General features: G+C 73.1%; 15 protein-coding genes. 4 read left to right on the top strand and 11 right to left on the bottom strand.

Annotated features, from left to right (window positions below; genetic code table 11):
• Positions 1 to 26: 26 nt before the first annotated feature.
• The 6 genes from proC to OG956_RS15455 all read right to left on the bottom strand — a co-directional run bounded on the left by proC (position 27) and on the right by OG956_RS15455 (position 4,845).
• Positions 27 to 839, bottom strand: a complete 813-nt coding sequence (gene proC, locus OG956_RS15430; protein ID WP_330338546.1) for a pyrroline-5-carboxylate reductase — start codon at positions 837 to 839, stop codon at positions 27 to 29.
• 82 nt (positions 840 to 921) lie between these two features.
• Positions 922 to 1,707, bottom strand: coding sequence for an ABC transporter permease (locus OG956_RS15435; protein ID WP_330338547.1), 786 nt, complete (start codon positions 1,705 to 1,707; stop codon positions 922 to 924).
• Between the two features lie 29 nt (positions 1,708 to 1,736).
• Positions 1,737 to 2,570 carry an ABC transporter ATP-binding protein gene (locus OG956_RS15440; RefSeq protein ID WP_330338548.1) on the bottom strand — a complete coding sequence of 278 codons (834 nt, stop codon included), beginning with the start codon at positions 2,568 to 2,570 and terminating at the stop codon, positions 1,737 to 1,739.
• A 118-nt stretch (positions 2,571 to 2,688) separates the two neighbouring features.
• Complete coding sequence (locus OG956_RS15445; RefSeq protein WP_330338549.1) at positions 2,689 to 3,537, bottom strand: class I SAM-dependent methyltransferase; 849 nt, start codon at positions 3,535 to 3,537, stop codon at positions 2,689 to 2,691.
• A gap of 415 nt (positions 3,538 to 3,952) precedes the next feature.
• Positions 3,953 to 4,477, bottom strand: a complete 525-nt coding sequence (locus OG956_RS15450) for an EamA/RhaT family transporter (RefSeq protein ID WP_330338550.1) — start codon at positions 4,475 to 4,477, stop codon at positions 3,953 to 3,955.
• Positions 4,478 to 4,530: 53 nt separating this feature from the next.
• On the bottom strand, positions 4,531 to 4,845 hold the full coding sequence (locus OG956_RS15455) for an SH3 domain-containing protein (RefSeq protein WP_330338551.1): 315 nt from the start codon (positions 4,843 to 4,845) through the stop codon (positions 4,531 to 4,533).
• A 138-nt stretch (positions 4,846 to 4,983) separates the two neighbouring features.
• Here OG956_RS15455 and OG956_RS15460 point away from each other — a divergent pair, with 138 nt between their 5' ends.
• Positions 4,984 to 7,122 (top strand): serine/threonine-protein kinase, encoded by a 2,139-nt coding sequence (locus OG956_RS15460; protein WP_330338552.1) that lies wholly within the window; start codon positions 4,984 to 4,986, stop codon positions 7,120 to 7,122.
• Positions 7,123 to 7,181: 59 nt separating this feature from the next.
• Here the strand turns inward: OG956_RS15460 and ilvD are convergent, their stop codons facing one another.
• From ilvD to OG956_RS15480, 4 genes are all read right to left on the bottom strand, one after another.
• Complete coding sequence (gene ilvD / locus OG956_RS15465) at positions 7,182 to 9,035, bottom strand: dihydroxy-acid dehydratase (protein ID WP_330338553.1); 1,854 nt, start codon at positions 9,033 to 9,035, stop codon at positions 7,182 to 7,184.
• A gap of 134 nt (positions 9,036 to 9,169) precedes the next feature.
• Complete coding sequence (locus tag OG956_RS15470) at positions 9,170 to 9,781, bottom strand: TetR/AcrR family transcriptional regulator (protein ID WP_330342848.1); 612 nt, start codon at positions 9,779 to 9,781, stop codon at positions 9,170 to 9,172.
• 332 nt (positions 9,782 to 10,113) lie between these two features.
• Complete coding sequence (locus OG956_RS15475) at positions 10,114 to 10,926, bottom strand: sugar phosphate isomerase/epimerase family protein (RefSeq protein WP_330338554.1); 813 nt, start codon at positions 10,924 to 10,926, stop codon at positions 10,114 to 10,116.
• A 150-nt stretch (positions 10,927 to 11,076) separates the two neighbouring features.
• The gene (locus OG956_RS15480) at positions 11,077 to 12,009 is read right to left on the bottom strand and encodes a Ppx/GppA phosphatase family protein (RefSeq protein ID WP_330338555.1); all 933 of its coding nucleotides are present in this window, start codon (positions 12,007 to 12,009) and stop codon (positions 11,077 to 11,079) included.
• 71 nt (positions 12,010 to 12,080) lie between these two features.
• Here OG956_RS15480 and OG956_RS15485 point away from each other — a divergent pair, with 71 nt between their 5' ends.
• The gene (locus OG956_RS15485; protein WP_330338556.1) at positions 12,081 to 12,914 is read left to right on the top strand and encodes a hypothetical protein; all 834 of its coding nucleotides are present in this window, start codon (positions 12,081 to 12,083) and stop codon (positions 12,912 to 12,914) included.
• Positions 12,915 to 13,084: 170 nt separating this feature from the next.
• Here the strand turns inward: OG956_RS15485 and OG956_RS15490 are convergent, their stop codons facing one another.
• On the bottom strand, positions 13,085 to 14,836 hold the full coding sequence (locus OG956_RS15490) for a BACON domain-containing protein (RefSeq protein ID WP_330338557.1): 1,752 nt from the start codon (positions 14,834 to 14,836) through the stop codon (positions 13,085 to 13,087).
• A 197-nt stretch (positions 14,837 to 15,033) separates the two neighbouring features.
• Here OG956_RS15490 and radA point away from each other — a divergent pair, with 197 nt between their 5' ends.
• Together radA and disA are read left to right on the top strand one after the other, a co-directional pair.
• Entirely contained in the window at positions 15,034 to 16,443 is a 1,410-nt protein-coding gene (radA, locus tag OG956_RS15495) for a DNA repair protein RadA (RefSeq protein ID WP_330338558.1), read from the top strand.
• An 81-nt stretch (positions 16,444 to 16,524) separates the two neighbouring features.
• A complete protein-coding gene (disA, locus tag OG956_RS15500; protein ID WP_330338559.1) occupies positions 16,525 to 17,649 on the top strand; it encodes a DNA integrity scanning diadenylate cyclase DisA in 1,125 nt (374 codons plus the stop codon).
• Position 17,650 lies beyond the last annotated feature (1 nt).

The raw sequence follows: 17,650 nt of genomic DNA on the forward strand, positions 1-17,650 counted from the left end.
GGTACGCCGTCGCCCCCGGCGCCGGGTCAGTCCTTCTTGCCGGAGGCGAGTTCGCGGCTGCGGTCGCGGGCGGCTTCGAGAGCGGCGATGAGGGCGGCTCGTACGCCGTGGTTCTCCAGTTCCCGGATGGCGTTGATCGTCGTGCCCGCCGGGGAGGTGACGTTCTCGCGGAGCTTGACGGGGTGTTCGCCGCTGTCGCGGAGCATCACGGCGGCGCCGATGGCGGACTGGACGATGAGGTCGTGGGCCTTGTCGCGGGGCAGGCCGAGCAGGATGCCGGCGTCGGTCATGGCCTCGACCAGATAGAAGAAGTACGCGGGACCGGAGCCGGACAGGGCGGTGCAGGCGTCCTGCTGGGTCTCGGGCACGCGGAGCGTCTTGCCGACGGCGCCGAAGATCTCCTCGGCGTGCGCGAGGTGCTGCTCGGTGGCGTGGCTGCCGGCGGAGATCACCGACATGGCCTCGTCGACGAGGGCGGGGGTGTTGGTCATGACCCGGACGACCGGGGTGCCTGCGGCCAGGCGCTCCTCGAAGAAGGAGGTGGGGATACCGGCGGCGCCGCTGATGACCAGGCGGTCGGCGGGGACGTGGGGGGCCAGCTCGTCCAGGAGGGTGCCCATGTCCTGCGGCTTGACCGTGAGGATGAGGGTGTCGGCGGTCTTGGCGGCCTCGGTGTTGGTGACCGGGCTGACGCCGTAACGGGCGCGGAGTTCTTCGGCTCGTTCGGGGCGGCGGGCGGTGACCAGGAGGTCGGCGGGGGCCCAGCCGGCCCGGATCATTCCGCTGAGCAGGGCTTCGCCGATCTTGCCGGTGCCGAGGACTGCGACTTTCTGGCTCATGGGGTTCAGTTTTGCACCGGTGAGGAGCGGGGCGGCTGCCTTGTCCGCTGGGCGGACGCCCGCTTCGGCCGGGGTCCGCTCCTCATGCTGTCCGGCGTCGCAGGGTCGCCGCGCCCAGTGCGAGGACCAGCAGGGCGCAGCCGGCCACGATCAGGACGTCGCGGACGAAGGCGGCGGTCATGTCGGTGTGGTGCAGGACCTGGTTCATGCCGTCGACGGCGTACGACATGGGCAGCACGTCGGAGACGGCCGTGAGGACGGGGTGCATCTCGGAGCGCGGCGTGAACAGGCCGCACAGGAGGAGCTGGGGAAAGATCACCGCGGGCATGAACTGGACGGCCTGGAACTCCGAGGCGGCGAAGGCGGAGACGAAGAGGCCGAGGGCCGTGCCGAGCAGGGCGTCGAGGAGGGCGACGAGGAGCAGCAGCCAGGGGGATCCGGTGACGTCGAGGCCGAGCAGCCACAGGGCGAGTCCGGTGGCGAGGGCGGACTGGACGATGGCCAGCGTGCCGAAGGCGAGGGCGTAGCCGGCGATGAGGTCGGCCTTGCCGAGGGGCATGGCGAGGAGGCGTTCGAGGGTTCCGGAGGTGCGTTCGCGCAGGGTGGCTATGGAGGTGACCAGGAACATCGTGATCAGCGGGAAGACGCCGAGCAGGGAGGCGCCGATGTTGTCGAAGGTGCGGGGGCTGGCGTCGAAGACGTAGCGCAGCAGGACGAGCATCAGGCACGGGACGAGGAGCATCAGCGCGATGGTGCGCGGGTCGTGCCGGAGCTGGCGCAGCACCCGGGCGGCGGTGGCGGTCGTGCGGGAGAGGGTGAAGGCGCCCGTGGGCGCGGTGGCGGTGGTCGCGGGGGCGGTCGTGCTCATCGGGGTCATCCTCGTCGGGCTCGGCTGGCTCATCGGGTCGTCTGCTGGGGGCGGTGTGCGGCGGCCTCGTCGACGAGGCGGAGGAAGGCGGCCTCGACGGTGTCGGCGCCGGTGCGGGTGCGCAGGTCCTCGGGTGCGTCCTCGGCGAGGATCTCGCCCTCGCGCATGAGCAGCAGGCGGTGGCAGCGCTCGGCCTCGTCCATGACGTGGGAGGAGATGAGGAGGGTGGCGCCGCGGCCGGCCGCGATGTCGTGGAAGAGGTTCCACAGGTCGCGGCGCAGAACGGGGTCGAGGCCGACGGTCGGTTCGTCCAGGACGAGGAGTTCGGGGCTGCCGAGCAGGGCCACGGCCAGCGAGACGCGGCCGCGCTGGCCGCCGGAGAGGTTGCCGGCGAGGGTGTCGGCGTGGCTGGTGAGGTCGACGTCGGCGAGGGCGCGATCGACTTGCTGCCGGCGTTCGGCTGCCGCGTGGCCCGGGTCGAGGATCGCGGCGAAGTAGTCGAGGTTCTGGCGGACGGTCAGGTCGTCGTAGACGGAGGGGGCCTGGGTGACGTAGCCGACGCGGCTGCGCAGGGTGGGGTGGCCGGCCGGGCGGCCGAGGACGTCGAGGGTGCCGGTGACCTTGGCCTGGGTGCCGACGATCGCGCGCATGAGGGTGGACTTGCCGCAGCCGGAGGGGCCGAGCAGACCGGTGATCCGGCCGCGCGGGATGGTGAAGCGGAGGTTGCGCAGGACGGTGCGGGGGCCGCGGACGACGGTGAGGCCGTCGGCGTGGACGGCCGGGGTGGTCGGCGGGGTCGCCGTTGTGGGCGTGGTGGTGGTGCCCGGGGATTCGAGGGGTGGTTCCGACGAGTAATTCATCATGCGATGAATAATCTGCTCCGACGCCGCGGACGTCAAGGGCCGTGTCACGGTGGACGGGCATACGGCAGCGGCGGCCGGGACGTACCCGACCGCCGCTGATGCCAGGACGTCGCGCGGGTCAGGGCTGTCGCGCGGGCCGGGGCTTGAGGGCGACGAGGAGGAGTACGTCGTAGGTCTCCTCGACGATGCCGTCGGGGAACACCTTCAGCAGGTGGGCACGCTCCTCCTCCAGGAAGGCGGTCCTGCGGTCCTCGGGGGTGAGGAGGAAGGCCGAGTGGCTGCCGATGTTGGCGAGGTGGGTGTCGATCGGCACGCGGCGGCTCCAGCGGACCTCCCGGCGGCTGAAGCGGAGACGGCCGCTGGGGTCGGCGAGTTCCGTGCGCCCGGCGTCGCGCTTCTGGCCGACCACGTCCACGCCCAGGAAGCGGCCGACACGGGCGGCGGCCTCGGCGATCCAGTCGACGTCCAGGGCGTCGCCGTTCCACCACAGCGCCAGCGCGCCGCCCGGCCGCAGCACCCGCAGCGCCTCCGGCACCGAGCGGGCGGTGTCGGTCCAGTGCCAGGCCTGGGCGTAGGTGATGAAGTCGGCGGAGGCGTCGGCGACGGGGAGGGCGTCGCCGGTGCCGCGGACGATCGGGAGCCGCGGCAGGCCGCGGCGGAACTCGGCGGCCATGCCCGCGCCGGGTTCGACGGCGAGTACGTCGGCGCCGCGGGCGTGCAGCAGGGCGGTCGCGATGCCGGTGCCGGCGCCGACGTCGACGACCTTGGCGCCGGACAGCGAGCGGCCGGCGAGCTCCTCGACGGCGTCGAAGAGGGCGGGCGGGTAGGAGGGGCGGTTCGCGGCGTACTGGGCGGCGGCGGAGTTGAAGGAGTGCGCGCGGGCCGTGTTCGAGAGGGCGGGAGAGGGTGAGGAGGCCGGAGACGGCGAGGAGGAAGGGGAGGGCGAGGGCGGCTGTGGCGTGGTCATACGGACATGGTCGGCCGGTGGGGGGTGGTGACGGCAGTGGTTTTGGCGTCCGTTGGCGGTGGTGAGGCGTCCCGAATTGACGGAGCAGGGGCGCGTGAGCGGCGGGACGGCGTCCGTGGAGGATGCGGTGGGCGTCGACCCAAGTCGCTTACTCCGCGGGTGAGTTCCGGGAGGAAGGTGGCCGCCGTGGGCGGGCGGGGCGGGGAGGCGGCGGACGCCGCCGGGGCGTCACGGGCGTCGGGGACGTGGTGGTGCGACCGGTCGGGCGGGTCGTCGGCGGGCGCGGGGAGGTGCGGCACGACGAGTGGGGTCGGTGCGGGCCGTGATCCGCATCGACGGTGCGCGGTTCGGGTCCGAGCGGGTCGGCCGAATGCTTCGCGCACCGCCCCGCCTGCGGCCCCGGCCGCCCGGTGTCCTACCGCCGGCGCTTCTTCCTCGACGGGTTGCCGGTGCGGCGGGAGGAGCGGCGGGCGTACTCCTCGCGGGCCCTGTCGTACTCCTCGCGGTGGAGTTTCTCGCCCGGGGCCTCGGTGAGGGAGCGGAAGAAGTAGGCGAGGAGGGAGCCGACGAAGCCGATGGCGAGCAGGCCGCGCAGGGAGGCCTGGCGCTGCGGGTCGTGGCGCTTGCCGAAGCCCTCCCAGGTGTTGCGGAAGGCGAGCGCGCTGCAGATCGCGAACATGGCGATGATCAGCACGGTCACGAAGGAGCCGGTGCCGGCGATCCGGATGCCCTCATAGGCGAAGCGCAGGACGAGGCAGGAGACGACGGCGGCGGCGAGGGAGCCGACGGCGACGCCGGCGCGGCGGGCCGCGTAGCCGTGGTCGTGGTGCACCCAGGTGGTGCCGAAGAAGCGGAGGGGCTCGGGGCGGGGTCCGCCGCCCTGGGCCGTACCGCCCGCGGAGCCCGCCGGGGTGTCCGGGGTGCCGTTCTCGTCGCTCACGGGACGATTATGGCGCTCGGCTCGGCGGGGGCGGGCTCCGGGTGGGACGGGCGTCAGGCGCAGCGGGAGGCGACGTAGCCGTCGCTGCCGGTCTGGACGTAGGCGTCGGAGACGTACTCGCCGTTGTTGATGTTGTCCCAGATGTTCGACGTGCCGTAGGGACCCGTCACCGTCGTACCCGGGGACTGGCAGAAGATCGGTACGCGGGTGCCCTCGGTGAGGACCCGGATGATGCTGTAGTTGGTGCCGGGGCCGCTGCGGACGTTCAGGCGGACGCCCGGGGCGACCGGGTAGGTGCGTACGGCAGACTCCGCTGTGAGCGCCTCGTTCTCGCCGCCGCTCGCGGTTTCCGCGTGTTCGACAGACATGACGGTCCTCCCCCGTGTTGTGAAGAAACGCGTGTGCGCAACTCGCGCGCGCAGGCTAGCAAGCCGCCTCTGTCTCGCACGAGTCATCGACTAGGCTCCGTGCGTCGCGCGCGCGGACGAACAGCACGGGGGTGGTCCATGACGCCACAGCACAGGCCCGGGGCGGGCGCGGAAGCGGAACTTCCGGAGTACGCCGGTCAGTACCTCCTGGAGTCCTGTCTGGGGTCCGGTGGCATGGGTGTGGTGCATCTGGCCCGCAGCACCTCCGGGCTGAAGCTCGCGGTGAAGGTCGTACACGCGGAGTTCGCGAAAGATCCCGAGTTCAGGGCCCGTTTCCGGCAGGAGGTGGCTGCGGCCCGCAGGGTGAGCGGCGCCTTCACCGCGCCCGTCGTGGACGCCGACCCGGAAGCCGGACGGCCGTGGATGGCCACGCTGTTCATTCCCGGTCCGACGCTCTCGGAGCAGGTGAAGCGGAACGGTCCGATGTCGGCGGCCCAACTGCGGCGGCTCATGGCCGGGCTCGCCGAGGCGTTGCGTGACATCCATCGGGTCGGGGTCGTGCACCGGGACCTCAAACCGAGCAACGTGCTGCTGGCCGAGGACGGGCCGAAGGTCATCGACTTCGGCATCTCCCGGCCGACGGACAGCGAACTGCGTACCGAGACGGGCAAGTTGATCGGCACGCCGCCCTTCATGGCGCCCGAGCAGTTCCGGCGGCCGCGCGAAGTGGGGCCGGCGGCGGACATCTTCGCGCTCGGCTCGGTGATGGTGCACGCGGCGACCGGGCGGGGGCCGTTCGACTCCGACAGCCCGTATGTCGTCGCGTACCAGGTCGTGCACGACGAGCCGGATCTGACCGGGGTACCGGAGAACCTCGCGCCGCTGGTGCTGCGGTGTCTCGCCAAGGAGCCCGCGGAGCGGCCGACGCCCGACGAACTCATGCGGGAACTGCGGTCGGTGGCGGCCTCGTACGACACGCAGGCGTTCATACCGGCGCAGCGCACCGGGGACGACGTGCCGTCACTGGAGCCCGCCGGCGCCGAGCCGGCGCGGGATCCCGCCGGTGCCGAGCCGACGCCCGCACGGCGCAGGCGCTTCGGCAGGCGTGCGGCCCTCGGCGCCGGGGCGCTCGCCCTCGCCCTGGCCGGTGTGTTCACCGCGCTGCTGTGGCCGGGGGGTGAAAAAGGTCCTCCGGCCCAGCACACCGGCGTCCGCACCGTCTCCTCCGGGTTCGCCGCGTGGCGGGCGAAGCCGAGCGCGACGGGCTCCGGGATGCCGCAATGCGTCGAGGGAGCCGGGAAGCTGCTCTGCGTCCGGTCCGGTCTGGCGTTCGCTCTCGATCCCGTCCGCGGTTCGCTCCTGTGGCGGCGCCTGGTCGCCGACGAACGCACCAGCGACGCTCTGGCCTTCTCGAGCGGCCTGCTGTTGCTGCCGACGGAGGGCGGCCGGCGTGTGGTGGCGCTGGAGCCCGCCTCGGGCAGGCCGCGCTGGCAGCGGGAGATGCCCCCGCACACGGGGATCCGGTGCGCCGGGTCCGTGCTCCTTGTATCCGGCACGGACGGGACGGTCACCGGGGTGGCCGGGGCGTCGGGAGACACCATGTGGCGCCGACGGGTGTCCGGGACCGGCACGCCCTTTCTGGCGCACTACGACGGCGATTCCCTGGCCTATGCGACGAGCACGTCGGCGGACGGGGCGTCCACGCGGGTCACCGCCCTGGACCCGCGCACCGGCACCGCGCGCTGGGAGGCGCGGCTGGAGGGTTCGCTGCAGCCCATCGGCAGCCGGCGCGGTTCCCTGTTCCTGCTGGTCTTCGACCCCGTCTCCGGGGACGCGAACGCCGTCGTCCGGTATGCACCGGGCTCGAAGCCGGGCGCGAAGGCCGTACGCCGTGTCGCTCTGTCCGTTCCGCTGACGGCACCCCAGGCCACCGTGCGCGGCGATGTCGTGCACCTGCTGGCGACCGGCGGCTCGCTGGACGCCCTGGACCTCCGCACCGGCTCACGGCTGTGGCACGTCGAGACGTCCGTCACCCGTGGCTCGGTGCCGGTCGCCTCAGCGGACCACGTCTACTTCACCGCGCCGGACGGGCGCCTGCTCGCCTTCGACGCACGCGACGGAAGCCTGGTGGGGCAGACACCGCCGCGGCTCGGCACGAACGCGGGCCGGGTCGCGGGAGTCGTGCCGGCCCCGCTGCTCATCGGCTCCCGCGTCTACGCCACCGCCCCCGACGGCACCGTCTTCGCCGTCTCCGCGCGGGACCCCGCAGGCTGGTGACACGGAAAAGGGGCCGCCCGCGGGAGGCGGCCCCTTCTCGGTGTGGATCGGGTGCGGGCTCAGCCCAGCTTGGTGACGTCCCGGACCGCGCCCTTGTCGGCGCTGGTCGCCATCGCGGCGTAGGCGCGGAGGGCGGCGGAGACCTTGCGGTCGCGGTTCTTCGGGGCGTACACGCCGTTCAGGGCCTGCTCGCGGCGGGCCAGTTCGGCCTCGTCGACGAGGAGTTCGATCGTGCGGTTCGGGATGTCGATGCGGATGCGGTCGCCGTCCTGGACGAGGGCGATGGTGCCGCCGGAGGCCGCTTCCGGGGAGGCGTGGCCGATGGACAGGCCGGAGGTGCCGCCGGAGAAGCGGCCGTCGGTGATCAGCGCGCAGGTCTTGCCGAGGCCGCGGCCCTTCAGGTACGAGGTCGGGTAGAGCATCTCCTGCATGCCGGGGCCGCCCTTGGGGCCCTCGTAGCGGATGACGACGACGTCGCCGTCCTTGACCTCCTGGGTGAGGATCCGCTGGACGGCCTCCTCCTGGGACTCGCAGACCACCGCCGGGCCCTCGAAGGTCCAGATGGACTCGTCGACCCCGGCCGTCTTCACGACGCAGCCGTCGACCGCCAGGTTGCCCTTGAGGACCGCCAGGCCGCCGTCCTTGGAGTAGGCGTGCTCGACGGAGCGGATGCAGCCGTTCTCGGCGTCGTCGTCCAGGGCCTCCCAGCGCTCGGACTGGGAGAAGGCCTCGGCGGAGCGCTTGCAGCCGGGGGCCGCGTGCCACAGTTCGACCGCCTCGGGGGACGGGGAGCCGCCGCGCACGTCCCAGGTCTTGAGCCAGTCGGCCAGGGACGGGCTGTGGACGGCGTGCACGTCCTCGTTGAGCAGGCCGGCGCGGTGCAGTTCGCCGAGCAGGGCCGGGATGCCGCCGGCGCGGTGCACGTCCTCCATGTAGTACGTGCGGTTCTTCGCCACGTTCGGAGCGACCTTGGCCAGGCACGGGACCCGGCGGGAGACGGCGTCGATCTGCTCCAGGCCGAAGGGGACGCCCGCCTCCTGGGCGGCGGCCAGCAGGTGCAGGATCGTGTTGGTGGAGCCGCCCATCGCGATGTCCAGGGCCATGGCGTTCTCGAAGGCCTGGAAGGTGGCGATGCTGCGCGGCAGGACCGAGTCGTCGTCCTGCTCGTAGTAGCGCCGGGTGAGGTCCATGACCGTGCGGGCCGCGTCGACGTAGAGCTGCTTGCGCGCGGTGTGCGTGGCGAGGACCGAGCCGTTGCCGGGGAGGGAGAGGCCGATGGCCTCGGTCAGGCAGTTCATCGAGTTGGCGGTGAACATGCCGGAACAGCTGCCGCAGGTCGGGCAGGCGTTCTCCTCGATGCGGAGGATGTCCTCGTCGGAGATCTTGTCGTTGACGGCGTCGGAGATCGCGTCGACCAGGTCGAGGGTGCGGACCGTGCCGTCGACCAGGGTGGCCCGGCCGGACTCCATCGGGCCGCCGGAGACGAAGACCGTCGGGATGTTCAGGCGCAGGGCGGCCAGCAGCATGCCCGGCGTGATCTTGTCGCAGTTGGAGATGCAGACCAGGGCGTCGGCGCAGTGGGCCTCGACCATGTACTCGACGCTGTCCGCGATCAGGTCGCGGGAGGGCAGCGAGTAGAGCATGCCGCCGTGGCCCATGGCGATGCCGTCGTCGACCGCGATGGTGTTGAACTCGCGCGGGATGCCGCCCGCCTCCGTGATCGCCTCGGAGACGATCCGGCCGACCGGCTGCAGATGCGTGTGGCCGGGGACGAACTCGGTGAAGGAGTTGGCGACGGCGATGATCGGCTTCCGGCCGATGTCCGCACCCGGTACACCGGAGGCGCGCATAAGGGCGCGGGCGCCCGCCATGTTGCGGCCGTGGGTGACTGTGCGGGACCTCAGCTCGGGCATCGTCGCTCGCTCCTTCGAAGATCTGCCAGACAATTCTGGTTGTCTCCGAGCGTACGCCGGTGCTCCAAAGGCTGGACACGGCTGTCCGGAATGCGGGACGGCCGTCTCGGCGGCACGCGACCCCGCAGCGCGGCTCAGGTGCTGGTCAGGTGGTGCTGTACGACCGGCGCGACGCGCGCGATGATCTGCTCCAGGTCGGCGGACGCCAGCGGCTCCAGCTTGACGACGTACCGCATCATCGCCGTACCCACCAGCTGGGCGGCTGCCAGCTCGGCGCGCAGCTCGGCGTCGGGCAGGTCCAGCTGGGCGGCGATGCGGCGCAGCAGCTGGGAGGCGACGAGCCGGCGGAAGACGGCGGCGGCGGTGTCGTTGTTGACCGCGGAGCGGAGGATCGCGAGGAGCGGCGTACGGGTCGTGGGGTTCTCCCAGACGCCGAAGACGAAGCGGGTCAGCCGCTCCCCCACCCCGTCGACGGGGCCGGCGGCCAGGGCCTCGGGGGCGTTGAGCGCGGGCGCGAAGGCCACCGCGATCGCCGCCTCGAAGACCTGCTCCTTGGTGCCGAAGTAGTGGTGGACCAGCGCGGAGTCGACACCGGCCGCCTTGGCGATGCCGCGCACGGACGTCTTCTCGTATCCGCGCTCGGAGAACTCCTCGCGGGCGGCGGCGAGGATGCGGTCGCGGGTGTCGGCGGACTCGGTGCGCGGGGGCCTGCCACGGCGACGGGAAGGCTGCGGGTCACCGGCCACGGCGGCCGGCTCGGTGCGCGGGGGCCTGCCCGGGTCGCACGCGGGCTGAGCGTCGCCGGGCACGGCGGGCGGCTCCGTGCGCGGGGACCTGCGGCCGTCCCGGGTGCCGGCGGGCTCCCTCTGCGGGGACCTGCCGCGGTCGCGGGCCGTCTGGGCATCGCCGGGCGCAGCGGGCGGCTCCGTGCGCGGGGACCTGCCGCGGCCGCGCGCGGGCTGGGCGTCGTCGGCCACGGCGGCGGACTCCCTGCGCGGGGACCTGCGGCCGTCGCGGGTGCCGGCGGGATCGCTGTGCGGGGGGCCGCTGCGGTCGTGGGCCGGTGGTGCGTCGCCGTTCATGGCCGGCGCACCCGGGCCGCCGACGACAGGTGCTTGCGGGTGAAGGCCAGGGCCTCGGCGAGGTCGGCCTCGCGTTCGGCGCCGGACATCGCCCGCCGGGTGTTGACCTCGATGACGACATGGCCGTCGAACCCGGACGCGGTCAGGTGTTCCAGCACCTCGGCGCAGGGCTGGGTGCCGCGGCCGGGCACCAGGTGCTCGTCCTTGGCGGAGCCCCGGCCGTCGGCCAGGTGGACGTGGCCGAGCCGGTCGCCCATGCGGCCGATCATCTCCAGGGCATCCGTGCGGGCCGTCGCCGCGTGGCTGAGATCGATCGTGAAGTGCCGGTAGTCGTGCCGGGTGACGTCCCAGTCCGGTGCGTAGGCGAGCATCTCGCGGTCGCGGTACCGCCACGGGTACATGTTCTCGACGGCGAACCGCACGTCCGTCTCGTCCGCCATCCGCCAGATCCCGGTGACGAAGTCGCGCGCGTACTGCCGCTGCCACCGGAAGGGCGGGTGGACGACGACGGTGGAGGCGCCTAGCTTCTCGGCGGCCGCCCGGGCGCGCTGCAGCTTGACCCAGGGGTCCGTCGACCAGACCCGCTGGGTGATCAGCAGACAGGGCGCGTGGACGGCCAGGACCGGGATGCCGTGGTAGTCCGACAGGCGGCGCAGCGCCTCGATGTCCTGGCTCACCGGGTCGGTCCACACCATGACCTCGACGCCGTCGTAGCCGAGGCGCGCGGCGATCTCGAAGGCCGTCGCGGTGGACTCCGGGTATACGGAGGCCGTCGACAGCGCGACGGAGACGTCCCTTGGTTCAGCCACGTGCGTCACCTTACGGCGTTGGGTGGTGGAGGTGTCGGGTGCCTATTCGCCGTTGTGAGGTTTGCCATTCTGCGGGTGCGGCCGCGTGGTCGCTTCTCGACGCCCGCGCGGCGGAGCCGCGTGTCGATGCCGGCCCCGAGCCCTCGGGCGCTAATCGGACCCCATGTGATCAAGGCGCCGGAGGATGACGCCTTCGCGCAGCGCCCAGGGGCAGATCTCCAGCTTCTCCACGCCGAACAGATCCATCGCGGCCTCGGCGACCAGGGCGCCCGCCACCAGCTGGCCCGCTCGGCCCTCGGACACACCGGGGAGCTCGGCGCGCTGCTCCACCGTCATGCCGGCCAGACGCGGAACCCAGGCCTCCAGGGACTCGCGCTTGAGTTCGCGCTGGACGTAGAGGCCCTCGGCGCTGCGGGCGGCCCCGGCGATGCGTGCGAGCTGCTTGAAGGTCTTGGACGTGGCGACCACGTGGTCGGGGGCGCCGAAGCGGCTGAACTCGCCGACCGTGCGCGCGATCTCCGCACGGACGTGGCGGCGCAGGGCGCGTACGTCCTCGGGTGAGGGCGGGTCGCCGGGCAGCCAGGCCGCGGTGAGGCGGCCGGCGCCGAGCGGCAGGGAGACGGCGGTGTCCGGCTCCTCGTCCATGCCGTAGGCGATCTCGAGGGAGCCGCCGCCGATGTCCAGGACGAGCAGCTTTCCGGCGGACCAGCCGAACCAGCGGCGGACCGCGAGGAAGGTGAGGCGGGCCTCCTCCGCGCCGGAGAGGACCTGGAGTCGTACGCCGGTCTCGTCGGCCACGCGCGCGAGGACGTCGTCGGCGTTGGTGGCCTCCCGGACGGCGGAGGTCGCGAACGGCAGCAGGTCCTCGACGCCCTTGTCCTCGGCGGCCTGGAGCGCGTCCTGGACGACGGCGACCAGTTTCTCGATGCCGGTGTCGTCGATGGCACCGCTGTCGTCGAGCAGTTGGGCGAGCCGCAGTTCGGCCTTGTGCGAATGCGCGGGCAGCGGGCGCGCGCCGGGGTGGGCGTCCACCACCAGCAGATGCACCGTGTTCGAACCCACGTCCAGGACACCGAGTCTCATGTACGGAACGCTACTGCCAGATCGTCCGTCGGCGGTCCCCGGAACGGGGCCTGGCCACTTACCCTGGACGGGTGCCAAAGACGAAAAAGGCCAAGTCGGACAAGGCTTCCAAGACCGACAAAGCTGCCAAGGGACCCGGGAAGGCGCCGCAGGTGAGCGACGAGAAGGGGCTCGACTTCGCGCGCGCGTGGGTGGAGTTTCCGGATCCCGCGGACGACGAGCAGGTCTTCCGCTGTGATCTGACATGGCTGACCTCCCGCTGGAACTGCATCTTCGGCAGCGGCTGCCAGGGCATCCAGGCGGGCCGCGCGGACGACGGGTGCTGCTCGCTGGGCGCGCACTTCTCCGACGAGGACGACGAGAAGAGGGTCGCCGAGCATGTGGCGCGGCTCACGCCGGAGATCTGGCAGCACCATGACGAGGGCACCCGGAACGGCTGGGTGTCCGAGGACGACGAGGGCTCCCGGCAGACCCGTCCCTTCCAGGGCTCGTGCATCTTCCAGAACCGGCCGGGGTTCGCCGGCGGCGCGGGCTGTTCCCTGCACATCCTCGCGCTGCGGGAGGGCCGGGAGCCGCTGGAGACCAAGCCGGACGTGTGCTGGCAGCTGCCGATCCGGCGGACGTACGACTGGATCGACCGCCCCGACGACACGCGTGTGCTCCAGATCTCGATCGGCGAGTACGACCGCCGGGGCTGGGGTCCGGGCGGCCACGACCTGCACTGGTGGTGCACCTCGGCGACGTCGGCGCACGGCGCGGGCGAGCCGGTGTACGTCTCCTACCGCGCGGAACTGACCGAGCTGATGGGCAAGGCCGGTTACGACCGCCTGGTCGAACTGTGCGAACAGCGCCTGGCCTCGCAGCTGCCGCTGGTCGCGCCGCACCCGGCAGACCCGGCGCCGTAGGCGGCGGTCGCGGCGCATGGGGCCGGCAGAGCCGGCGCCGCGGGCGGCGCGGGCGGGCGGGCGCCGGATCCGAGCCGGCCTGCGGTATCCGTGCCGGCCCCGGTCCCCGGTCGCCCCGCGCCCAACACGGATCCGCCGATCGCCCGTCCACGCATCCGCCCCAGCCGGTCTCACCCCCCGGACGGGCTCGGCGTCTCGCTGTCGCCCCCCGATGAGGGAGGCGTGGACGGTGTCGGCGTCGGGGTCGGGTCGGACGGGGACGGGGAGTCGGTGGGGGGTGGGGTCGGGTCGGACGGGGTCGTCGACGGGGGGTCCGTCGGCGGAGTGCTCGGCGGTGTCGGAGCGGCCGTGCTCGGTGGCGGGGTGGGGTGGTGGGAGGGGGCCGTGCCGTAGCCGTCGATGATGACCACCGCGCCGGCCGGGGAGACCGCCACCTGCGCGTGCCAGGGGCCGGAGGGCTCGCGGAGGTGGTCGACGTACACCTTGATCGTCAACGTGTCGCCGGGGCCGAGGGTTCCCGTGGACTGGCTGAGGTAGAGCCACGGCGCCGAGGTGGCCGCGGACCAGCGGACCGGGGCGGAGCCGGACGCGGTGAGGGTGATCAGGGTGGTGTCGCCGTCGTTCGCGGCGCCGACCGTGAGGTGTCCGGCGCCCTTCGCGCCCGCTCCGGACACGCTGACGACCTCCACGGAGACGTCCGCCTTGCCGTCCTTGCCGACGCGCACGCCGGGCTTCACGCTCGCGTTCCCGGCGTTCTCGTAGCCGCCGGCCGTGTCGCTGTGCAGGACGTCGTGGCCCTGGGACGCGCGCGCGGTGGAGGAGGGGCCGCCGCCGTCCGCCGTGGGCGCGCCCCGGTAGGCGGCCCACAGGGCCAGGACGGGCGCGGCGACGACCGTGGCGACGACCGTCGTCGTCACCGCACGCGCGCGTAGCCGGTCGCGGCGGGCCGCGCGGTCCTTGGGGTCCATCGGGAAGCCGCGCCGGTCGAAGCGGGGCGCCGCCGCGCCACGCGCGCGTGGGTGGTGTGCGAGCGCGACGTGCAGCTCCGCGCGGGGCGCTTCCAGGACGGGCAGTTCGGCGGGGGTGACCGTGGCGCCGGGCCAGCGGCCGGGGACGGCGCGCTCGGCGGTGCGGCGGCAGCGCGGGCAGTCGTCGACGTGCCGGACCAGTTCGCGGCGCAGGGCGGTGCTGAGGACGAGCCCGCTGTCACCGGTGAGATGGGCCACAGCGGGACAGCCGCCGGTCTCCACGACGGCGAGGGCCGCGCGGGTGCGCTCGACCTCGCAGGCGCCGGAGGCCAGCAGTTCGCGCGCGGCCGCCGGTTCGATGCCGAGGACGGCGGCGACCTCGTGCGCGGCCAGGTGGTGGCGGACGGCCAGCTCCAGGGCCTCGCGCTGCTCGGGGGTGGTACCGGCCGCCTCCGGCCAGGCCAGCAGGGCGAGTTCGCGGCGGCGCCGCTCCTGGGTCTCGGGGGAGACGGGCGGCTCGGGGGTCTCGCGCGAGCCGGCGGGGCGGCCGGCCGCGTGGGTGGCCTGACGTTTCTGCTTGGCCTCGGCCAGCTTGCGCAGGCACGCCCAGCGGGCCAGCGCGTACAGCCAGGCCCTGCGGTCGCCTACGCTCTCCGGGGCGCGGTGTCCGCGCCGTTCGGCCAGGGCGAGCACGTCGCCGAGGGCGGCCGTGGCGGCGTCGTGGTCGCACAGCACCGACAGACAGTAGGTGAACAGTCCGTCCAGGTACGGCTCGTAGCGCGCGGGCGGCTGCTGGGCGATGGTGCGCGCGGCGGCTCGGTCGCGTCTCTCGCCGGCCTCGCGGGCCTCTGCTTCTTCGCGCCCCTTCCGCGCCGCTCGTGCTTCACGCGCCTCCCCGCGCGCCCGGTGCGCGCCGGTGGTGCGGACGGTGGTCTCCGGGCTACTGCTCATCACCCGTGCGACCGTAGGCGGCGGCACAGGGCCCCTTCCTGAAGCTTGAGCTCTTTTAATTCGTACGGGTGAAACGATCCCTCATAAGGGGACAGGAACCCTTTGTTCCGCGGCCGGATCCCGATGAGTGATGGCCGGTACCCGTTCACCCGACCGCGGCACGGGGACCCGTTGTCAGTGCCGCGGGCTACGGTTTCCGCATGGCTGCCCGTACCAAGACCACCAAGGACCGCCCGTCCTACCGCTGCACCGAGTGCGGCTGGCAGACGGCCAAGTGGCTCGGCCGCTGCCCCGAGTGCCAGGCCTGGGGCACCGTCGAGGAGTACGGCGCGCCCGCGGTCCGTACGACGGCACCGGGCCGGGTGACGTCGTCCGCGCTGCCCATCGGCCAGGTCGACGGCCGGCAGGCCACCGCCCGCTCGACCGGCGTGCCCGAGCTGGACCGGGTGCTCGGCGGCGGCCTGGTGCCCGGCGCGGTCGTGCTGCTCGCGGGCGAGCCCGGCGTCGGCAAGTCCACGCTGCTGCTGGACGTGGCCGCCAAGTCCGCGAGCGCCGAGCACCGCACCCTCTATGTGACCGGCGAGGAGTCGGCGAGCCAGGTGCGGCTGCGCGCGGACCGCATCGGCGCCCTGCACGACGAGCTGTATCTGGCGGCCGAGACGGACCTGTCCGCCGTCCTCGGCCATCTGGACGAGGTCAAGCCGTCCCTGCTGATCCTCGACTCGGTGCAGACGGTCGCCTCCCCGGAGATCGAGGGCGCGCCGGGCGGCATGGCCCAGGTGCGTGAGGTGGCGGGCGCGCTGATCCGCGCCTCGAAGGAGCGGGGCATGTCCACTCTCCTTGTGGGCCATGTCACGAAGGACGGCGCGATCGCGGGCCCCCGCCTGCTGGAGCACCTGGTGGACGTCGTCCTGCACTTCGAGGGCGACCGGCACGCGCGCCTGCGCCTGGTCCGCGGCGTGAAGAACCGCTACGGGGCCACGGACGAGGTCGGCTGCTTCGAGCTGCACGACGAGGGCATCACCGGGCTCGCCGACCCCAGCGGCCTCTTCCTGACCCGCAGGGACGAGCCGGTTCCGGGTACGTGCCTGACCGTCACCCTGGAGGGCCGCCGCCCGCTGGTGGCCGAGGTGCAGGCGCTGACCGTGGACTCCCAGATCCCCTCCCCGCGCCGGACGACCTCGGGTCTGGAGACCTCGCGGGTGTCGATGATGCTGGCCGTCCTGGAGCAGCGCGGCCGGATCAGCGCGCTCGGCAAGCGGGACATCTACTCCGCGACGGTCGGCGGGGTGAAGCTGTCGGAGCCGGCCGCCGACCTCGCGATCGCCCTCGCGCTGGCCTCCGCGGCCAGCGACACCCCGCTGCCGAAGAACCTGGTCGCGATCGGCGAGGTGGGCCTCGCGGGCGAGGTCAGACGGGTGACGGGCGTGCAGCGCAGGCTCGCCGAGGCGCAGCGGCTGGGCTTCACGCACGCGCTCGTGCCGACCGATCCGGGCAAGGTGCCGCCCGGCATGAAGGTCCTGGAAGTCGCCGACATGGGGGACGCCCTCCGGGTGCTGCCGCGCTCCCGTCGGCGAGAGGCCCCACGGGAGGCGGAGGACCGCCGGTAGACTTTGCCCTGGTCTCGCCCGTCCGTACGAACCGCGTGCGGGTCACGGGGGCGCGTCAGAACCTGCGACCGGAGGAGTGCAGTGGCAGCCAACGACCGGGCAGCAGCTCCCGGAAAAATCGGTGGGAGTGCCGGTTCCGATGGCCTGATGCGTGCCTCGCTGAGCGCCGTGGCTCCTGGTACGGCCCTGCGGGACGGCTTGGAGCGCGTGCTGCGCGGCAACACCGGCGGGCTGATCGTCCTCGGCTCCGACAAGACGGTCGAGGCGATGTGCACGGGCGGGTTCGTGCTGGACGTGGAGTTCACCGCGACCCGGCTGCGGGAGCTGTGCAAGCTGGACGGCGGCATCGTGCTGTCGTCGGACCTGTCGAAGATCCTGCGGGCCGGTGTCCAGCTGGTTCCGGACCCGACGATCCCCACGGAGGAGACGGGCACCCGGCACCGTACGGCGGACCGGGTGAGCAAGCAGGTCGGCTTCCCGGTGGTCTCGGTGTCCCAGTCGATGCGCCTGATCGCCCTGTACGTCGACGGTCAGCGCCGCGTCCTGGAGGACTCGGCGGCGATCCTGTCCCGCGCGAACCAGGCGCTGGCCACGCTGGAGCGGTACAAGCTGCGGCTGGACGAGGTGGCCGGCACCCTCTCCGCGCTGGAGATCGAGGACCTGGTGACGGTGCGGGACGTGTCCGCCGTCGCGCAGCGCCTGGAGATGGTCCGCCGCATCGCCACCGAAATCGCCGAGTACGTGGTCGAGCTGGGCACCGACGGGCGTCTTCTCGCGCTCCAGCTCGAGGAGTTGATCGCCGGTGTCGAGCCGGACCGCGAGCTGGTCGTCCGGGACTACGTCCCCGAGCCGACGGCCAAGCGCTCCCGCACGGTCGAGGAGGCCCTGTCCGAGCTGGACGCGCTGACCCACGCGGAGCTGATCGAACTCGGCACGGTGGCACGGGCGCTGGGCTACACCGGCTCCCCCGAGACGCTCGACTCCGCGGTCTCCCCGCGGGGCTTCAGGCTGCTGGCCAAGGTTCCGCGGCTTCCCGGCGCGATCATCGACCGGCTGGTGGAGCACTTCGGCGGCCTGCAGAAGCTGCTCGCCGCGAGTGTGGACGACCTGCAGACGGTGGACGGCGTGGGCGAGGCGCGGGCCAGGAGCGTGCGGGAAGGTCTGTCGCGTCTGGCCGAGTCGTCGATCCTGGAGCGGTACGTCTGAC

Source organism: Streptomyces sp. NBC_00557 (assembly GCF_036345995.1).
Lineage (GTDB): Bacteria > Actinomycetota > Actinomycetes > Streptomycetales > Streptomycetaceae > Streptomyces.